Annotated in this window: 10 protein-coding genes; 6 read left to right on the top strand and 4 right to left on the bottom strand. The window is 61.9% G+C overall.

Annotated elements, in window-relative coordinates; genetic code table 11:
- Nucleotides 1–1,159: 1,159 nt before the first annotated feature.
- The 6 genes from Q0D31_RS06025 to Q0D31_RS06000 all read left to right on the top strand — a co-directional run bounded on the left by Q0D31_RS06025 (nt 1,160) and on the right by Q0D31_RS06000 (nt 11,588).
- Nucleotides 1,160–3,217 carry a hypothetical protein gene (locus tag Q0D31_RS06025; protein WP_291846468.1) on the top strand — a complete coding sequence of 686 codons (2,058 nt, stop codon included), beginning with the start codon at nt 1,160–1,162 and terminating at the stop codon, nt 3,215–3,217.
- Nucleotides 3,214–4,536 carry an FHA domain-containing protein gene (locus Q0D31_RS06020; protein ID WP_291846463.1) on the top strand — a complete coding sequence of 441 codons (1,323 nt, stop codon included), beginning with the start codon at nt 3,214–3,216 and terminating at the stop codon, nt 4,534–4,536. Before Q0D31_RS06025 ends, Q0D31_RS06020 begins: the two co-directional genes overlap by 4 nt.
- A 1,063-nt stretch (nt 4,537–5,599) precedes the next feature.
- Nucleotides 5,600–6,040 (top strand): hypothetical protein, encoded by a 441-nt coding sequence (locus Q0D31_RS06015; protein ID WP_291846461.1) that lies wholly within the window; start codon nt 5,600–5,602, stop codon nt 6,038–6,040.
- A gap of 4 nt (nt 6,041–6,044) precedes the next feature.
- A complete protein-coding gene (locus tag Q0D31_RS06010; protein WP_291846459.1) occupies nt 6,045–8,900 on the top strand; it encodes an NACHT domain-containing protein in 2,856 nt (951 codons plus the stop codon).
- Nucleotides 8,876–10,570 carry a hypothetical protein gene (locus tag Q0D31_RS06005; RefSeq protein ID WP_291846457.1) on the top strand — a complete coding sequence of 565 codons (1,695 nt, stop codon included), beginning with the start codon at nt 8,876–8,878 and terminating at the stop codon, nt 10,568–10,570. The genes Q0D31_RS06010 and Q0D31_RS06005 overlap by 25 nt, the downstream gene beginning before the upstream one ends.
- Nucleotides 10,571–10,670: 100 nt before the next feature.
- A complete protein-coding gene (locus Q0D31_RS06000; protein ID WP_291846455.1) occupies nt 10,671–11,588 on the top strand; it encodes a hypothetical protein in 918 nt (305 codons plus the stop codon).
- A gap of 1 nt (nt 11,589) precedes the next feature.
- On the opposite strand, the gene Q0D31_RS05995 is transcribed toward Q0D31_RS06000, so the two are convergent.
- The 4 genes from Q0D31_RS05995 to Q0D31_RS05975 form a co-directional block, all read right to left on the bottom strand.
- The gene (locus tag Q0D31_RS05995; protein ID WP_366518498.1) at nt 11,590–13,914 is read right to left on the bottom strand and encodes a PAS domain S-box protein; all 2,325 of its coding nucleotides are present in this window, start codon (nt 13,912–13,914) and stop codon (nt 11,590–11,592) included.
- Nucleotides 13,901–14,563 (bottom strand): chemotaxis protein CheC, encoded by a 663-nt coding sequence (locus Q0D31_RS05985; protein ID WP_291846452.1) that lies wholly within the window; start codon nt 14,561–14,563, stop codon nt 13,901–13,903. Before Q0D31_RS05985 ends, Q0D31_RS05995 begins: the two co-directional genes overlap by 14 nt.
- Complete coding sequence (locus Q0D31_RS05980) at nt 14,560–14,943, bottom strand: response regulator (RefSeq protein WP_291846449.1); 384 nt, start codon at nt 14,941–14,943, stop codon at nt 14,560–14,562. Before Q0D31_RS05980 ends, Q0D31_RS05985 begins: the two co-directional genes overlap by 4 nt.
- 70 nt (nt 14,944–15,013) lie before the next feature.
- Complete coding sequence (locus Q0D31_RS05975; protein ID WP_291846825.1) at nt 15,014–15,259, bottom strand: hypothetical protein; 246 nt, start codon at nt 15,257–15,259, stop codon at nt 15,014–15,016.
- Nucleotide 15,260 lies beyond the last annotated feature (1 nt).

Genomic DNA, 15,260 nt, shown 5'->3' with positions numbered 1-15,260 from the left:
CGCATCGAATGATCGCCCCGCCAGTAGCGGCGGGTCAGCGGCCGCCGCCCCTTCCGGCGCGCCGTCATCAGGGGCTCCGGCATTGGGAGCTTCGTCATCGGGCGGTCCTGATCGTGTCGCGATGCCTGGTACTGAGACTGGCGCTGCTGGGGACGATACAAGATCCGCCTCACCGGGCAGCCAGACGCCGGGCGCAGCGGCTACAAATACAACTCTGAACGCGGGTCAGGGCACGCCTCCGGGCACTGCATCCGACCGTTCGCAATCCGGTTCTGAGCCATTGTCCGGCGCGCCGCCGAACGGATTGCGCCAAAGCGGCATTAACGGCGGCGCAGCTGGCAACGACCGCCCGATGTCCGGTGGCAATCCGCCTGTCGTCGGAACGACCCCCGGCCGCGTCGAGCTTGCGCAATTCGACGCGCGCGTTCGCGGCGCGTCAGCGTCGGGTAGTGGCAGCGGCGTCGGACGCGGAGGTGCCGCGCGCGCGACCGATGCAGACGGCTCTGGCTCGTCGCTGATCGGCACCTCGGCATCGTCGGGCCGCGTCGCGATGACCAGTGCCGCGCCCGGCACGGTGCGTGGGGATGGTATTGCCGATCGTCGCGGCGGCGCCGGCGGCGGTGATGCGCCATCATCCGGCGCGGACGGCGTCGCGGCACCGGGAAGCAGCGCGTCAGGATCAACGCCTGGCAACGCCGCGCAAGGCGGAGCCCCCGCTGGCGATACGCAGCGGTCAGCCAGGCGCGCGCAGCAGTCCGGCAGCGGTCCTCATGAGAACGCCTCCGGCATCGGCGCCTCGCGCATGGGTGGCAGCACTTCGACGACTCCCGGCTCGGCGTCGGGCGGCATCGGTGCCGGAAACGATACGAGCGGCCATCAGTCTGCGGGAAATCCGGCCAGCGGAAATGTGGCAGCCGGAAATTCAGCAAGCGGCACCGTCACGCAACGGGCTGTCGGCGGCGGCTCGGCGTCCGGCGCGCCGGCGCAAGGTGGATCACAGCAAGCCGGCGTCAGCGCGTCGGTAGCGACTCGGCCATCGGCAAGCGCCGCGTTGGGCACGCCGGGCAACACCCCGGCGAGCTCGTCGCAAAGCGCGACGTCAAATGTCGGCAGCCCGTCGCATAGCGGAGCATCAGGCGGAACGCAGTCGTCGGGCGACATGAGCGGCCAGCTTGCTAGCAGTCAAGGCGCCAGCGCGTCAGCATCGTCGAGTGCCGCGGGCGCGTCGTCGAATTCCAGTGGATCGTCGGTGTCTTCATCGGGTGTGGCCGCAGCGAGCGCGGCCGGTCCGTCCGGCGTATCCGGGACGCCCGTGTCCTCATCATCCAGCGCGCCTGTGGCCGGGTCGCCGCCGCGCCTGCGCGTCAATCTGTTCGCTAAGCTCGATTTTCCGACGCTGGCCCAATCGCTCGGCATCCAGCCGCCCGTGGTGCCGCCGACGCCCCCCTCGAGCCCCGTCGGTGTTAGCACGACGACGGCCACGCCGCCGCTATCGCCACCGCCGCTTACGGCTCAACCTCCCGTCGCGCCGCCTGCAATCGCGAGGTTGTCGCCGCCGCAAGCCGAGCCACCGGGTGCCTTACAAAGCGAGTCTCATTCCGCTGCCGCGCCGGCATCGTCACCGACAGAGCCGAGGTCATCTTCACCGCTAGTGGCGGCGTCTCCCCCAGCGCGTCCTCTGATGGCGAATTTGCGCGAGCAAGCCCGCGCGGTCGATTGGGAGCAAGCCCGCGCCGATGGCCTCGCCATCCTGCGCAAGGAGACCACGCTCGCCAGCCTGCCCGCAGCCAATCGCGACAATCTCGGGCGCGCGCGCGACATTATGGGCAAGCTCGCCGACAATGAGGGCTATTATCGCCAGCAGTCCCTCGCGCGCATGGCCACATACGACGATCTGAAGAAGGAGTACGTCAAATATATTCACGAGCGCGACCGTGCGGCGTTGCAAGGCGTCATTGGCGGTGGCGGGCTTGCCGTCGTCAATCTCGTCGACATGGTCGGTTACGGGTTCGCCGCACGCGGTGTGCCGCTGGCCAAGTTCTACACCACGGTGCGCGGCGTCGCCGATCAGGGCGTCAAGGTCGCCAGCGAGTTGCTTCCTTCGCCGCCGGCCGCTCCGGCAGTGCCGTTCACTCATGCGCCCGCGGGCGCGGGTGGGTCCTTGCCCGGCTTTGCGGGTGGCTCGATAACTTCCACGCCCGGCGGCGGCGGTGGAGGAGCAGGCTCGGCGGCCTCGCCGATGCCCGCAGCCACCCAGCCAAAGACATCCGACGAGCAGATCAAAACCACAGCCAATCAGGCGCAGTTCGCGCGCGATCTGCACAAGGCGGTCGAGGAGACCTCGCGGCTGAACCACGGCATTCCGGGCATCGACCGTTTCCGCGGCTGGACCACCCCACAGTCCGGCAAGGCCGAGGAGACGACGGCGCTCAAGGTCAGCAAGGGCGTGGGCGAGGGGGTCGATTCCGCGCTCAAGATCGCCAGCAGCATCGCCGACGTGCAAGCGGCGCGCCGCGGCGGGGACCTCGTGGCGACCGCCAAAGCCGAAGTGCAGCTCACGCGCGATGTGACCCAAGCGGGCGCGACCGCGATCGACATCGCCAACCGTGCCGGCAAGCTGATGGGAAATCGCGGTGAGTCCGGCGCATTCCCGATCTCTGCGCAGGTCATGAAGGGTCTCAAGAGCGCCGATCAGGTTCTCAGCATCGTTCAGACCAGCGCTGACATGTCGGCGGCTTATTACGAAGCGCAGGGCGGCAATTACGACAAGGTCTGGCAGCATGCGCGCGACGGCGTGACCAACGCCGCCAAGACTTTCGGCCCCTATGGCAGTCAGGTCGAGGCCGCGGCCAAGGCGGCCGAGGCGCTCAAGCGTGCCAGCGACGCCACCACTTTGCGCGACAAGGCAACGAGCTATCTCGACTATGCCGGCAATGCTGCCAAGGTCGGCACCATTCCCGCCGCCAAAGACACCGGCGACGCCATCTTGAAGGCCAAGGAGGCTGTCGAGCAGGGTTTTTTCGTCAAGGATTCGATCGATCTCAGGCGCCAGGACACTTTTCGTCCCAATCTCGATCGCCTCGGCCGCAATATCCGGGAGGATTACGACATGTACAAGCACTTGAGCGAGTTCAAGTCGCTGTTCGACCTCCCGCAGCAGTTTCCGAGTGACAGCTTCTCGCGGACACCGCCGGTCATTATGATGCCGCAGCAATGAGGCGGCTCGCGCTCGCCATATCCGTCGCTGCTGCGGTTGCCCCGCAGGCGTGCGCTGCCGATGCGCCGATGGTCAAGGCGCAAGACGGCATCCTCGCCGAGCTGACCATCATCGGCAGCGAAGCCCTGATGCGCTGGCGGTTCCTGCGCAAGCCCACCCGTCCGATCGATCAGGTTACGGCGACGTATAACGGCCGCCCGCTCGGCGTTCCGACGGTCGAACCCTATCCCGGCGCGGGTCAGGCGGTCGCGGCGATCGCGCTGCTCGATGTCAGCGGCCCGCAGCGTGAAGAGCAGATCGAGCGCTTCAAGCAGGCGATGCTACTACTCGCCGCCCGCAAGCCGACCCACGTTCAGCTCGGCTTCGCCGTCTATGCGCTCGAAGGGCATTTGCTCGTGCCGACGGGAAACGACCCAAGGGAGACGCTGGCGCTGCTCGCCGCCGTTCCGCCGCTCGATGAAGAGGCCAACCTGTCCGGTGCGCTTGTTTCATCGATCCGCACGTTGGCCGCGCTCGAAGCCGACCGCCGCGCCGTATTCGTTCTTACCGACGGCCACAATGACGGCGCGGTCGCACTGGGTGACGTGGCAACGTTGGCGCAGTCGCTCGGCGTCTCGCTTTACTTCCTGATCGCGCCCGGACGCTCCGCCGATCTGCCGGCGCTGGCGCTGCTCGCCGAATCGACCGCGGGCCAACTCGTGGACGACAAGGGCATAGCGACCTTCCTCGGCGATCCCTTCGCGCTGCTCAACAGCGGTGCCCAGGTTCGCTTCCCGCTCGATGGCGCGCGCAAGTTCATGTGGGATTCGGAGAGCGAGCTTCGGGCTGTGATCCATTACGGCGACGGCCGGCTCGACATCGCCGCGTCCGCGGATATCGCGGCCGCCTCCACCCACGACACGGCTGCCTATCTCTGGCGCGCGCATGCGATGAGCGTCGTTGCGGCCGGCGGCATGATCTTCGCGCTGCTCGGCGCCGCCCTCGCCGGGACACGAAGCAGAGCGGTGCGGCTACCTCAACCCATTGGCTCGGCCGCAGTTCTCGAGGACCCGGAGGGCGGCAGACACTATCCACTCACGGCGCCGTTCCTGCGCATCGGGCGCAGCCCTGAGAACGATCTCGTTATCAATGAACCGACCGTCGGGCGTTGGCACGCCATGGTGCAGCAGATCGGGGATCTGGCCTTCTCCATAACCGATCAGTCGAGCGCCAATGGCACGCTTGTCAATGGCCACAGAATCGTCAGCGTGGTATTGTCCGACGGAGATGTCATCTCGATCGGCTCGCGCAGTTTGCGCTTCAAGATCCCAGAGACGTGAATGAGGTTGGCGCCATGTGCTGGATCACGCACGCCAAGGGGCTGACGCCGAGCCCACTACATTCCACCCGGGAAGCCATGCAAAATGGTTTTGTCGAGCGCTTCAACGGACGGCGGTGCGAGTGCCTGAACGAGAACCTGTTCGTCGAGCTCAGCTGGCCCGCCAGATCATCGAAGAAAGGAGAATCGATTAGAACGCCAGCCGACCGCTCACAGAAGGCCAGATTCTAACTCCGCGTGGAGGAACTGTGCAGGGGCAGGTCAGCCCGCCAAAAAGAGTCGCGTAGCGTTCTCGAACTGACGACAGCCCGCCCTCCACCTGCAAAATTGTCGGTGAGAACATATCGCGTACGAACCGCGAAGAAACAAGCGTGCGAGAAATGGACGCTTACGCAGATACCGAAAATTCTCTGTTACCTTGCCAAGAAGTCCCTGTTCTTCGGAATATTTTCCCTGTTAGTTTGCATAGGGAATTGCTCGATAAACGGCTGCAGCAGAGGGTTTTCTTGCTACCAAATCTGCCGTCTGCACCCTGGAATCGTAAAATTCCCTGTAAAATTCCCTGTTAGCAGGGAATTTGTGTGGAGACGGGCGCGATCTCCACTGCGTCGCCAGCCAGGCAGTCCTGCGACTGGCGATAGTTTGCAACCTGTGCCTCACAGGCCCGGAAATCCCGGCTTTTTCAGCGTTCGGCTCGGTCTCCAGACTCCCGGTCTCCCAACCTCCGGGGCGAAATGGCGGAAAGTCTCCCGCCGTTTCCCGAAAAACTCCCGTTTCGCGGAGACTATTGGCGGAGACTGGTTCGATCGGTACTGCCGCCCGACCACGGCACTCTGATTGGGCAAGTTTGCTTGCCCCCAGCGGAAATGGGGATTTGTCGGGGGGATTCTGCACGAGGGCGACAGTTGCGATTAGATTTCGCCGCGCCGGACCCGGCGCTCATGCTTGTGGCCGAAACAATGAGACATCCGGCGTACAAAGGGTGCCCTATGAAAGCGCCACTTGAGTCGTCATCCAGGGTGGTGGTGATTTGATTTGCCATTGAGCCGTGCCTGATCGGTACCATGTCGAAGAAACCAGCCCGAAAGCCGAAACCGAATGCCTTGCTGCCTGATCGCGAGGAAAATCCGCGCTGGCTTACGGCGGACCCGGTCGGCGCGCGGCCCGCGCCTCCTATTCAGGCCAAAGTCGATGCCCTACCGCTGCTCGGCATTCCATGGGAGAATTTCGAGCGACTGTGCCGCAAGCTCGCTGAACGTGGCGGCACGGTTGAAAAGGCCTGGTGTTATGGCGGTCCTGGGCATGCGCAACGCGGCATCGATGTCCTCGTGCGCATGAAGGACGGCACGTTCGAAGTCTGGCAGAGCAAGCGCCATAAAAAGTTCGGGCCTATCCAGGTTAAAAACGCGATAAATTATTTTCTCCAGCATGAATGGGCCGCGCAAGCGACGCGGTTTGTGCTTGCGCTCGCGTGCCCGATCAACGAGGACCCCCAAGGCCATTGATGCGATGGAGGCGGCAAGAACGGCCCTCCACGCGAAGGGAATTGCGTTCGAGCCGGTTGGCAACTCAGAACTGACGGAGCAGTTGCGCGGCGAACCACAAATCATCGACGACTTCTTCGGTAGACCATGGGTTGACGCGGTCTGCGGCCCAGAGGCAGCAGCGGCGCTCTCAAACCGGTTATCCCGGTTTGACGTCGAGGCCTTGCGCGTTCGGCTTCGCGATTTTTACAGCGCATGGATTGCGACCGTGGACCCGGGTTTGCCCATAGCGGGTCAGGACAAGGACGGCCGACCGATTCCGGCGCCCAAGCTCTCGCAGCGTTACGTGTTGCCAGATCTCGTGATGGACATGGGGGTTATCGAGACGGAGCCCGACGCGCTCAGTCCAACGGCTCCGCCGACGAGGGATGACGCCAGTATCCAGACAATGGATACCAACCGTGGTGCAGCCGGCCCGGCGGTGCAGGCGCAAGCGCCACGCACACGAGAACGGCTGCTCTCCGTCGATCAGTTCATGGCGAACGAGAAGCGGTCTGTCATCACGGCGGATGCGGGGGTCGGAAAAACGACGCTGCTTCGGTTCCTGGCGCTGGATATCTTATCTGACACGCCTGATATTGAAGCGGTTCGCAACCACTATGCCGGTTACATTCCCGTTTGGGTCCCGTTTGCGCTATGGGCTCGAATGGCCGAGGGCAAGGACCACCCTCCGCCGTTGGAAGATGTCGTCTACGGATTCATTTCCGCGCAGAACGATGTTGCTCTTGCCAATGACATGAAGCGGGTGCTTGCGACCGGGAAGATTATCCTCCTCGTCGACGGCCTCGACGAAGCCCGGGGTAACGTCGCGCCGGACAGTGTGTTGGCCGGGCTTACGACGTTCGCGGAAACACACAACGTCCCCGTGATCGCCACGTCGAGACCACACGGGTTGCGGACATTAAGTGGAATAGGTGGAAACTGGACGCGGGTGCGACTGGCACCATTGTCAGAGACGAAGCGGGATGCGTTGGCGCTACTTTGGTATCGGATATTGGAGCGAAGCGATCTTGGCTCCAATGCAGCAACCGCCGTCGTCGAAACGCAGGCGCAGCATCGTGCAAAGACGTTTGTCACCGCACTCGCCAAGAATGCCGGTATCGCGCGTCTTTCATTTACGCCGCTGTTTCTCGTGGCGCTGCTCAAACTGCACCGCGCCGGTCGCGTTCTTCCGCGCAACCGCTTTGAAGCCAGCAGGGAGATCGTTGACCAGCTCCTGGAGCACCAGCCCAAGCGTCGTGCCAAGGATTCGGTCGAAACCAAAGCGGCTCCGCTCGATACTAGGCTTCGCGACAGGCTTCTCGAAGACTTTGCGTACGGGCTCCATGCGGGTGAGTTGCTTGGTTCCGTAGCCGATGGCGGCCTTGAAACGGACGCAGTCGAAAGGGCGGCAAAAATCATCATGGCCCGCACCGGCAATCCCAATCTCGACCTGGCTGAAGAGGCGGCGCGCACTGTGTTCTCATTCAGCGAGGAAAGTGCCGGGCTGCTGGTCAAGAAAGCACCGGACACGATCGGCTTCCTGCATCGACTCCTGCAGGAATACCTCGTCGCCCGCAAAGTCGATCAATCCTCACTTGCCGAACGGATTGATTTCATCAAGGGCCGCGCTGCGCAACCAACATGGAGCGAGCCGATCCTTTATCTTCTTTATCTGGAGACGAACGAGCAGGAAGTGGGGCAATTGCTGACGGCCATTGAAGAGGCTCCCGCGACCGATGTTGCCGAGCGGTCCGTCCGCGATGCTCTGTTAACCGAAGCTGTATTCGCGGACTTCTCGCATGACCTGCCGACCGTGCGACGCCTTGCCGGCAAGCTTTTCAACGAGGCGGAACTCTTCGCCTGGGGCGCCCGGCAGCGGCAGTTGTTATCCTCCATTACCGATGGGCTATTTTCGCAATCGCTATTCGCCCAATGCGGTCAAAAGCTCACCGAATGGATTCCGGATTTTCACGGCTCAGAGCGTGCGGGCGCGGTCCGGGGAATGCGTCAATGGGATAAGGCCATGCGGGCGGCGTGCATGCCTTATTTGCTTCGGACCATTGCGGGCGAAAACAATTATGTCTGGAGGGAGAGCGCGCAAGTCCTGGCCGAATTCGCGGGCGGCGATCAAGGCACGAAAGATGCGTTGCTACAGTTATTGCGAGCGCCGCGATCGGTGGACACCGTTCAGGCTGCGCTGGTTGCGCTTGGCCTGGGCTGGAAGGGGGATGCCGATGTGGCTGCGGTGGCCGAGAACTTGAGGGAGAGTGGGGATAACAGAATCCAGACTGAGGCCATTCGAATCCGAGCGGCAAGGGACGAGGCTGACCTCACCGATCTCGAGATATTTGCGCCGATGGCGTTCGGACGGGAAGAACGCTTTTCGAGCGAGGTTTTTGCGCCCGACCTCGTTAGCTACTTCGGAAATAAATACAAGACGAAGGTCATCGCTCACGTCGAACAGGGGCTCGCCAACGGGGCGCGCAACCGCGACCAAACCTCTCTCGTCGGCAGCTTGATCGTCGTCGATCCGACACACGAGTTGATTAACCCGACGCTGTCGCAGATACTGTCGCGCGACTACGCCTTCCGCGATCTCTTCGCGCACTCGAATATTCTGACCGAGAAGGTGACATGGTCGGCCGAAAACATCGCGCTGATCGAATCTTACCTCAGCAAAGAGCGTTTTGCCGAGCACGTGGCGTACCGGATCAGCAAGGCGCTTCCTTTACCATTCGTGAAAAAAGCGCTGCTTTCGTCGCTGAAAGAAAGAGACACGATGGCCTTCTGGTCAGCGCACGGCCTGGTGGACGGATGGGGAAAGCCGATCCCGAGGTAATGGCCGCGTTCCAAGCCGTGCTCGACGGGCCCGCCGAAAAGATCGCCTATGTAGCCGAATATCTCCCTGATGTGATCGACGACAAGGCCGCCATCCGCGCAGGGATTCTCCGGGCCTTTGCTAGCCGGCCTGAGCGGACCGAGATACTGGTCACGGGCGTCAGGAAGCTTGGCGTGGCGCCGGACGACGAAGAACTCTTCAGGGCGTGCTATGAAGCTGACTCATTGACCGAGCAATCACTCTACCCCGATATGTGGCGGCGCGAGCTGATCCACACGTTTCCATCCCGCCCGGAAATACGTGAACTCGCAATTGCCGAACTCCGGCGGCGTGACGGGAATATCGGAGCGATCTCGCACAATTTCGGCAATGATCCCGGTATGTGCGCGCGTATCCTCGGTGTCGTGGCTCCGCTTCCCACGACTGCCCGGCTGACATTGGTCAACCATGTGGAAGCGGCAGCGCAATCAAGCGACCCTGCGCTCGCGCTGCTCAATCGCGCGCGGTTTGATACCGATGGTGCGGCATGCGGAACAGCCATCATGGGCTGGTCTGAAGTGAACATCGCCAAGGGCAGTTTCGATAAAGACAAGGAAGCCTATCTCGTCGAGGAACTCGACGCCATCGGACCTGAATATGAGCACCGGCGGGCGGCTGGCGTGATCGGGCTTGGCATGGCGGACAGGCTCGAAGCATTTTCAACGGCCAAGGACCGCCAGGGACAGTCGCGCTCGATCCGGATCGGATCTCTTTCCTTGATGAGCAAGGATGATCGGTATTTTCGGCGGCTGCTTCCGCTCTGGAAGCGTTTTGCAATGGCTCTCGGCGGTGACAATGAAGTTCTGGAACGGTTGGAGCTTTCAGCAGAGACGAGTCTTTCCGTTCTCAATCCCGGAATCGAAAACGCCGATCATGTCTTCGAGTTGCTGACGGCGACGATTCCGACGGCACATCATGTGAAGAAATACGACCATGTCGAGGTGGTGGCCCGGTTTCGTCCGGAAAGCGATCGCCTGCGTGAGCTGATCATGCCGATTGTGCTGACGCATGCGAAGGGCTACGGCCAGACCAATGCGGACACCTGGGCGGCCATGGTGGCGGCGGATTTGTTCGCCGATCAGTTTTCGAACCAGCCCGCGCTTTTGCGGCAGGTCGTCGAATGCTTTGAGGAAGACCCCACCCGCTCGTGCGCCGCAGCGGCCTTGGCCGAAGTCACTTTGAGAAGGCATCAGCCCGATATCGTAAACCTGCTGAAGGAGCGCGGTTCCCCACGGGCGGTTGAACTTGCGGCAGCCTTCAAGGTTCTGTCGGCCGTTAGTACGGCAGACAAGATCATCGATGCGCTATTCTGGCTTTTGGAAGAAGCAAAACATGAAACCATCTTTTGGAATTGCGCCTATTGGACACCGTCCTTGCTGCGGCGGATCGAGCGGGACCCCGATATCGGGGACAGGATGATCGAGGCGGTCGAGGGCGCCCCGTCTGAATCTGCGGCAATTTCGCTTCTCGCCCTTGCGGGCGGGAGCAGCAAAGGCCGGGTGAAACATCGCGCATTCTTCGCAAGTGAAATGGAGCGGATCGGGGCAGCCATCGCGCCACCGGTCGGTTATGACGTGACATCCAGTTCCAACCGACTTGCGCTGCACGTCCTTCAGGAAATTCTGACGTAGGGGGCATCCGGCCTGCGCAGCACATCGCCCGGCTCGTGGCATCCAAAGTGGCTTTCAATCAGTGATTGACGACGTTCGGCGGCTTACCTAGCTTCGAATCATGTTTGAAATCACCGGGGACGATATTGCCCTCCTGAATGACACGGACCTGCGTGCGCTGATTGGGCGGCTATGCGAAGCCGAGCTGCGCCGGCAGGGTCACTCTGTCTCGCACGTGACATGGGGCGGCAGCCAAACGGCCAAGGACGGCGGCCTTGACGTGCATGTGGGTCTACCGGCTGGCGCAAGCACCGACGGCTTCATCCCGCGTCCCGAGACGGGATTTCAGGTTAAGAAGCCTGACATGCCCCGCGGAGAAATCCTTGACGAGATGAAGCTTGACGGGGTGGTGCGCCCTGTCATCGTCGATCTTGCAAAGGCGTCGGGCGCATACATCATCGTAAGTGCGACCGGGTCCACGGCTCATTCAGCGCTCAAGAACCGCAAAAAAGCGATGGCGGAAGCGGTTGAGAGTATCACCGACGCTTCCAAGCTCGCGCTCGATTTCTATGACCGCAATCGCATTGCAACCTGGCTTCGCGATCATCCCGGTCTTATCCCGTGGGTCCGGTCCCTGATCGGCAAATCAATCCCAGGGTGGCAATCCTTCGGCTCTTGGTCGCGCGCGCCGGGTGGTGTTGAGAATTCCTACCTCTTTGATGACGAAGCCCGCATCAAGACAGGCGGCGAGAATGAGGGCGACGGACTGAAGGCCATTGATGGCATCAACCGTATTCGTGATGTTTTGCGCCCGCCCGGACAGGTTGTGCGCTTGGTTGGTCTCTCAGGCGTCGGAAAAACGCGGCTTTGCGAAGCTCTGTTTGATCCCACGATCGGGACCAACAGCCTCGATCCCGCACTCGCCTTCTACACGAATGTCGCTGAAGAGCCGGACCCGCCGCCAATCGGTCTCGGGCGTTCTCGTAAAATGAACGCGGGACTTTGCGGGCGGGCATTTTCGGACAGCAACGCGGCTTAAGCTAGTATAGGAGCTCGTTGATGCGGGTAGCCAGCCCATCCATCGCGAAGGGTTTTGTGAGAATTGCCATCCCCGCAGCCAGTCCGACATCTCCCATCGCCGCTTTCTCGGCATACCCGGTAATGAAGAGCACCTTGAGATCGGGTCGCGCTGTTCGGCCAAAATCCGCAAGCTGCCGCCCGTTCATCCCGCCGGGCAGGCCCACGTCCGTGACGAGCAGGTCGATGCGCGTCTCGGATCGCAAGACCATTAGTGCGCTCGCACCGTCTTTAGATTCGATAGCCGCATATCCAAGCTCGGCAAGTACCTCGGAGACCAGCATTCGAACCGATGGCTCGTCGTCGACGATGAGCACCGTCTCACCTGCTCTGGCGCGCGGCGTCGACGCGAAATCGGCCGCGTCGTCTGAGGCATTCGCCGCCTCGGAGTGCCGCGGGAGGAAAAGGCAGATCGTCGTGCCGCGACCCAGAGCCGACTCGATAAGTACCTGACCACCCGATTGCTTGGCGAAACCATAGATCATCGAAAGGCCGAGGCCGGTGCCCTGACCCAGGGGCTTAGTCGTATAGAACGGATCGAATGCCCTCTGGACGACCTCCTCGCTCATGCCCGTTCCGGTGTCGGATACGGACAAGCAGACGTATTCACCAGCTCGCATCTCCATCTGAAATGCCTCGGCACTGTCCAAAACGCGGTTGACAGTCTTGATCCCGAGTAGACCGCCGTGCGGCATCGCATCGCGCGCGTTGATGCAGAGGTTGAGCAGCGCGTTTTCGAGCTGGTTCGAGTCTACGCGCGTGGTCCACAGATCGGGCGCATTGTCGGTTGCCAACTCGATCCCGGGGCCGACCGTATTGTTGATGAGGTCCGTCATCCCGGCGACGAGGCGGCCGACGTCGGTCGCTTTGGGGTCGAGGGTTTGGCGCCGGGAGAAGGCCAGCAGTCGATGCGTCAGCGCGGCGGCACGATTGGCCGCCCCCTGTGCCGTGGATATATAGCGCTCCACGTCCTTGTATCGTCCTTGCGAAATGCGGATCTGCAATAGTTCAAGTGAGCCGGAAATCCCGGTCAGCAGATTGTTGAAGTCATGCGCCAGCCCGCCGGTAAGCTGGCCGACCGCCTCCATCTTCTGAGCCTGCCTCAGGGCGTCTTCGGCCTTGTCGAGCGCGTCCTGCTGGCGGCGATGCTCTGTAATATCGCGCGCCACACAATAGAGCAGTCCCTCGACATTGACTGCAGTCCACGACAGAACCCGATAGTCTCCCCCGCAGGTGCGGAAGCTGCTTTCGAAATCCGACGTCTGCCCCGGTGCCGCCAGCCGAACCACTGCGTTGCGCATTTTTCGGCAGTCGTCGGGATGCTCAAGCCATTCAGATGTCTTCCCCAGGATTTCTTCCGGAACCCAGCCGAGGATCTTCGTCCAGGCAGGGTTGATGCTGATCCATATGCCGTCGGCGGTCGCCACTCCAAGCATGTCAAGGCTGACCTGCCAGATCCGGTCGCGTTCCTGTGTACGTTCGGCGACGCGTTGCTCCAGGCTGAGGTTTAGTTCACGGAGAGCTTCTTCCGCGACATGGCGCTCGTTCATGTCGCGCAGAATGGCGGTGATGAAAACGCGGCCCTCGCTCAGCCATCGTGATGCGGAAACGTCGAGGAACGTTCGCGAACCATCCTTGCGCCTCGCTACCAGTTCCACAGGACGTACCGATGTGTCGCCAGTGAGGATCGTGTGCCAGAGGTCCTCCCATTGCCGCGGTTGCTCGAAGAGTTGCCCCAACGGGCGCCCCACCAATTCGGACCGCTCAAATCGGGTTTCGTGAATTGCCGCAGGATTGACGGATTGGACGATGCCGTTCGCATCCAGGGTGAGGATGATGTCCGAGGCACCTTCAACAACGGCGTCGTAGCGTGCGTTTTGCCGCTCCCGGAGGACCTGCTCGCGATGGGAGGCGCCGGTGACGTCGGTTATCTGGAGCAAGCAGTGTGAATAGGATCGTTGCCCGAATGGCCGGACCGAAACGTTGTGGACCAGCGGCAGGCCGGCGCGGGTCCGAAGCGGCAGCAAATTCGGGTTGAGCGAATGGGTCAGGAAGGCGGATGAGCCCAAGGTGAGAGCTTCCGAGATGGACCTCATCAAGCGGCCGAGCGAGCTTCCCGGGAAGAGCTTCGGCATTGTCTTTCCGATCGCCTGTTCGGGAGAAATGTCGCTGGCGGAGGCAAACCAGTAGTTCCAGTAGATTACCCGCTGGTCGCCACCCAGCACGACAACGCCAGAGTCCATGGCATCGAAGACCGCTGCAAACTGGTCGCGCTCAAGCCGAATCATTGTGAAGTTGCGTCGTTTCGCCCATCTCTCGTTCGATGAATTCGTCCAGCAGATGCTTCAGGGCGGTGAGGGAAGGAAGATCCATGATCAGGGCGATGTAGCCGCTGATGTCGCGCTTGCGAACCTCGAAGTTGATGAAGAGGAACATCACGACATCACCGGCCTCAGGCGGCGGCGCCAGGCCGAAGAAAGTCGCCGCGTTGCCGCGCAACACTTCGGGCAGCGACATCTTCAGGCTGCGCTGAAGCATGTTGGCGATGGTAGCCAGACAACTGTTCAGGAGAATATTGCCCGTCTCGGCCAACGCCTCCTGCTCCAGCTCGATGATGTCTTCGAGCGGAAGATCGCCTCCGGTAATCGCGCGGACGAGTTCGAGACTCTTTGTCTCAGGAAAGATCAGGAGCGCCCGGCCGGTGATATCGCCCTCGAAGATCTGGTGAACGGCGACGAGGTTGGAGTCCTCGCGTTTGGTTAGGATCGCAATCGCCCGCGCGCGGGTCTCCAGCGAGACATTCGGCACTGAAAGATGGACCTGTTCGCCCACCATTTCCCTGAGGCTGGTGGCGGCCCGGCTGACGCCGATGTTCACCAACTCGATGAGCGCGTCGAGTTGCAGTTCGGTAAGAAGTTCAGAAGGCGCTGAACTCATGCATTGCCCCGTTCGAGCCGTCGCACCGCGTCCTGGAGAAAAGCACCTAGTGCTTGTTCGTTCAAGGGTTTGAAGAGAAACATGGCTCCAATGCGCCGGGCGCGCTCGACGATCTCCTCCTGATGGTTGGCGGAAACGACGGCGAGGGGAGTGGAGGGCCGAAGCGCCAGCAGATCGGAGGCCAACTGGAGGCCGTCGCGACCTGGCATATTGAAGTCGAGCAGAGCAATGTCGAACGCGGTTTCCCGGGCTAGGGAGAGCGCCTCCTCGGCGTTCGCCGCTTCAAGACGGGTCCAGTCGGGATAGAGGGCGTTCAACGCCTTGGCCGCGGACATCCGGGCGAGCTTGCTGTCATCGACGATCAAGAGCTTGTAGGGCATGAATTCTCTACGATTGTTCGGCTGTACCCGGTTGCTGCCATTTTCGCACCCCCGGCACGAGGGGGAAAGGTTAAACTTGGCTGCCGTTGCGAGCAAGCGCGGGTCCTATGAACCGATGCAGGAACTGACCGGCGGGGGGGCCCCGCAAAGGTCGTTTGGAAACCAGGAGTACCTGTATCACGGCGGCATGGGCGCTCTCGCAGCCCCGCCAGTCGATTTCAGCCGCCGGATTGGCCAACAGGTGTTGTAACAAGGCTTCTCCGTCGTCCGCAGGGCACGCCCCGATCAGGCGGATGGTTTTCGCGTCATGGAGCACG

This window comes from Bradyrhizobium sp., assembly GCF_022844465.1.
GTDB lineage: Bacteria > Pseudomonadota > Alphaproteobacteria > Rhizobiales > Xanthobacteraceae > Bradyrhizobium.
Note: the sequence above shows the minus strand (reverse complement) of the source record. Positions and strands in the feature narration are given on the sequence as shown.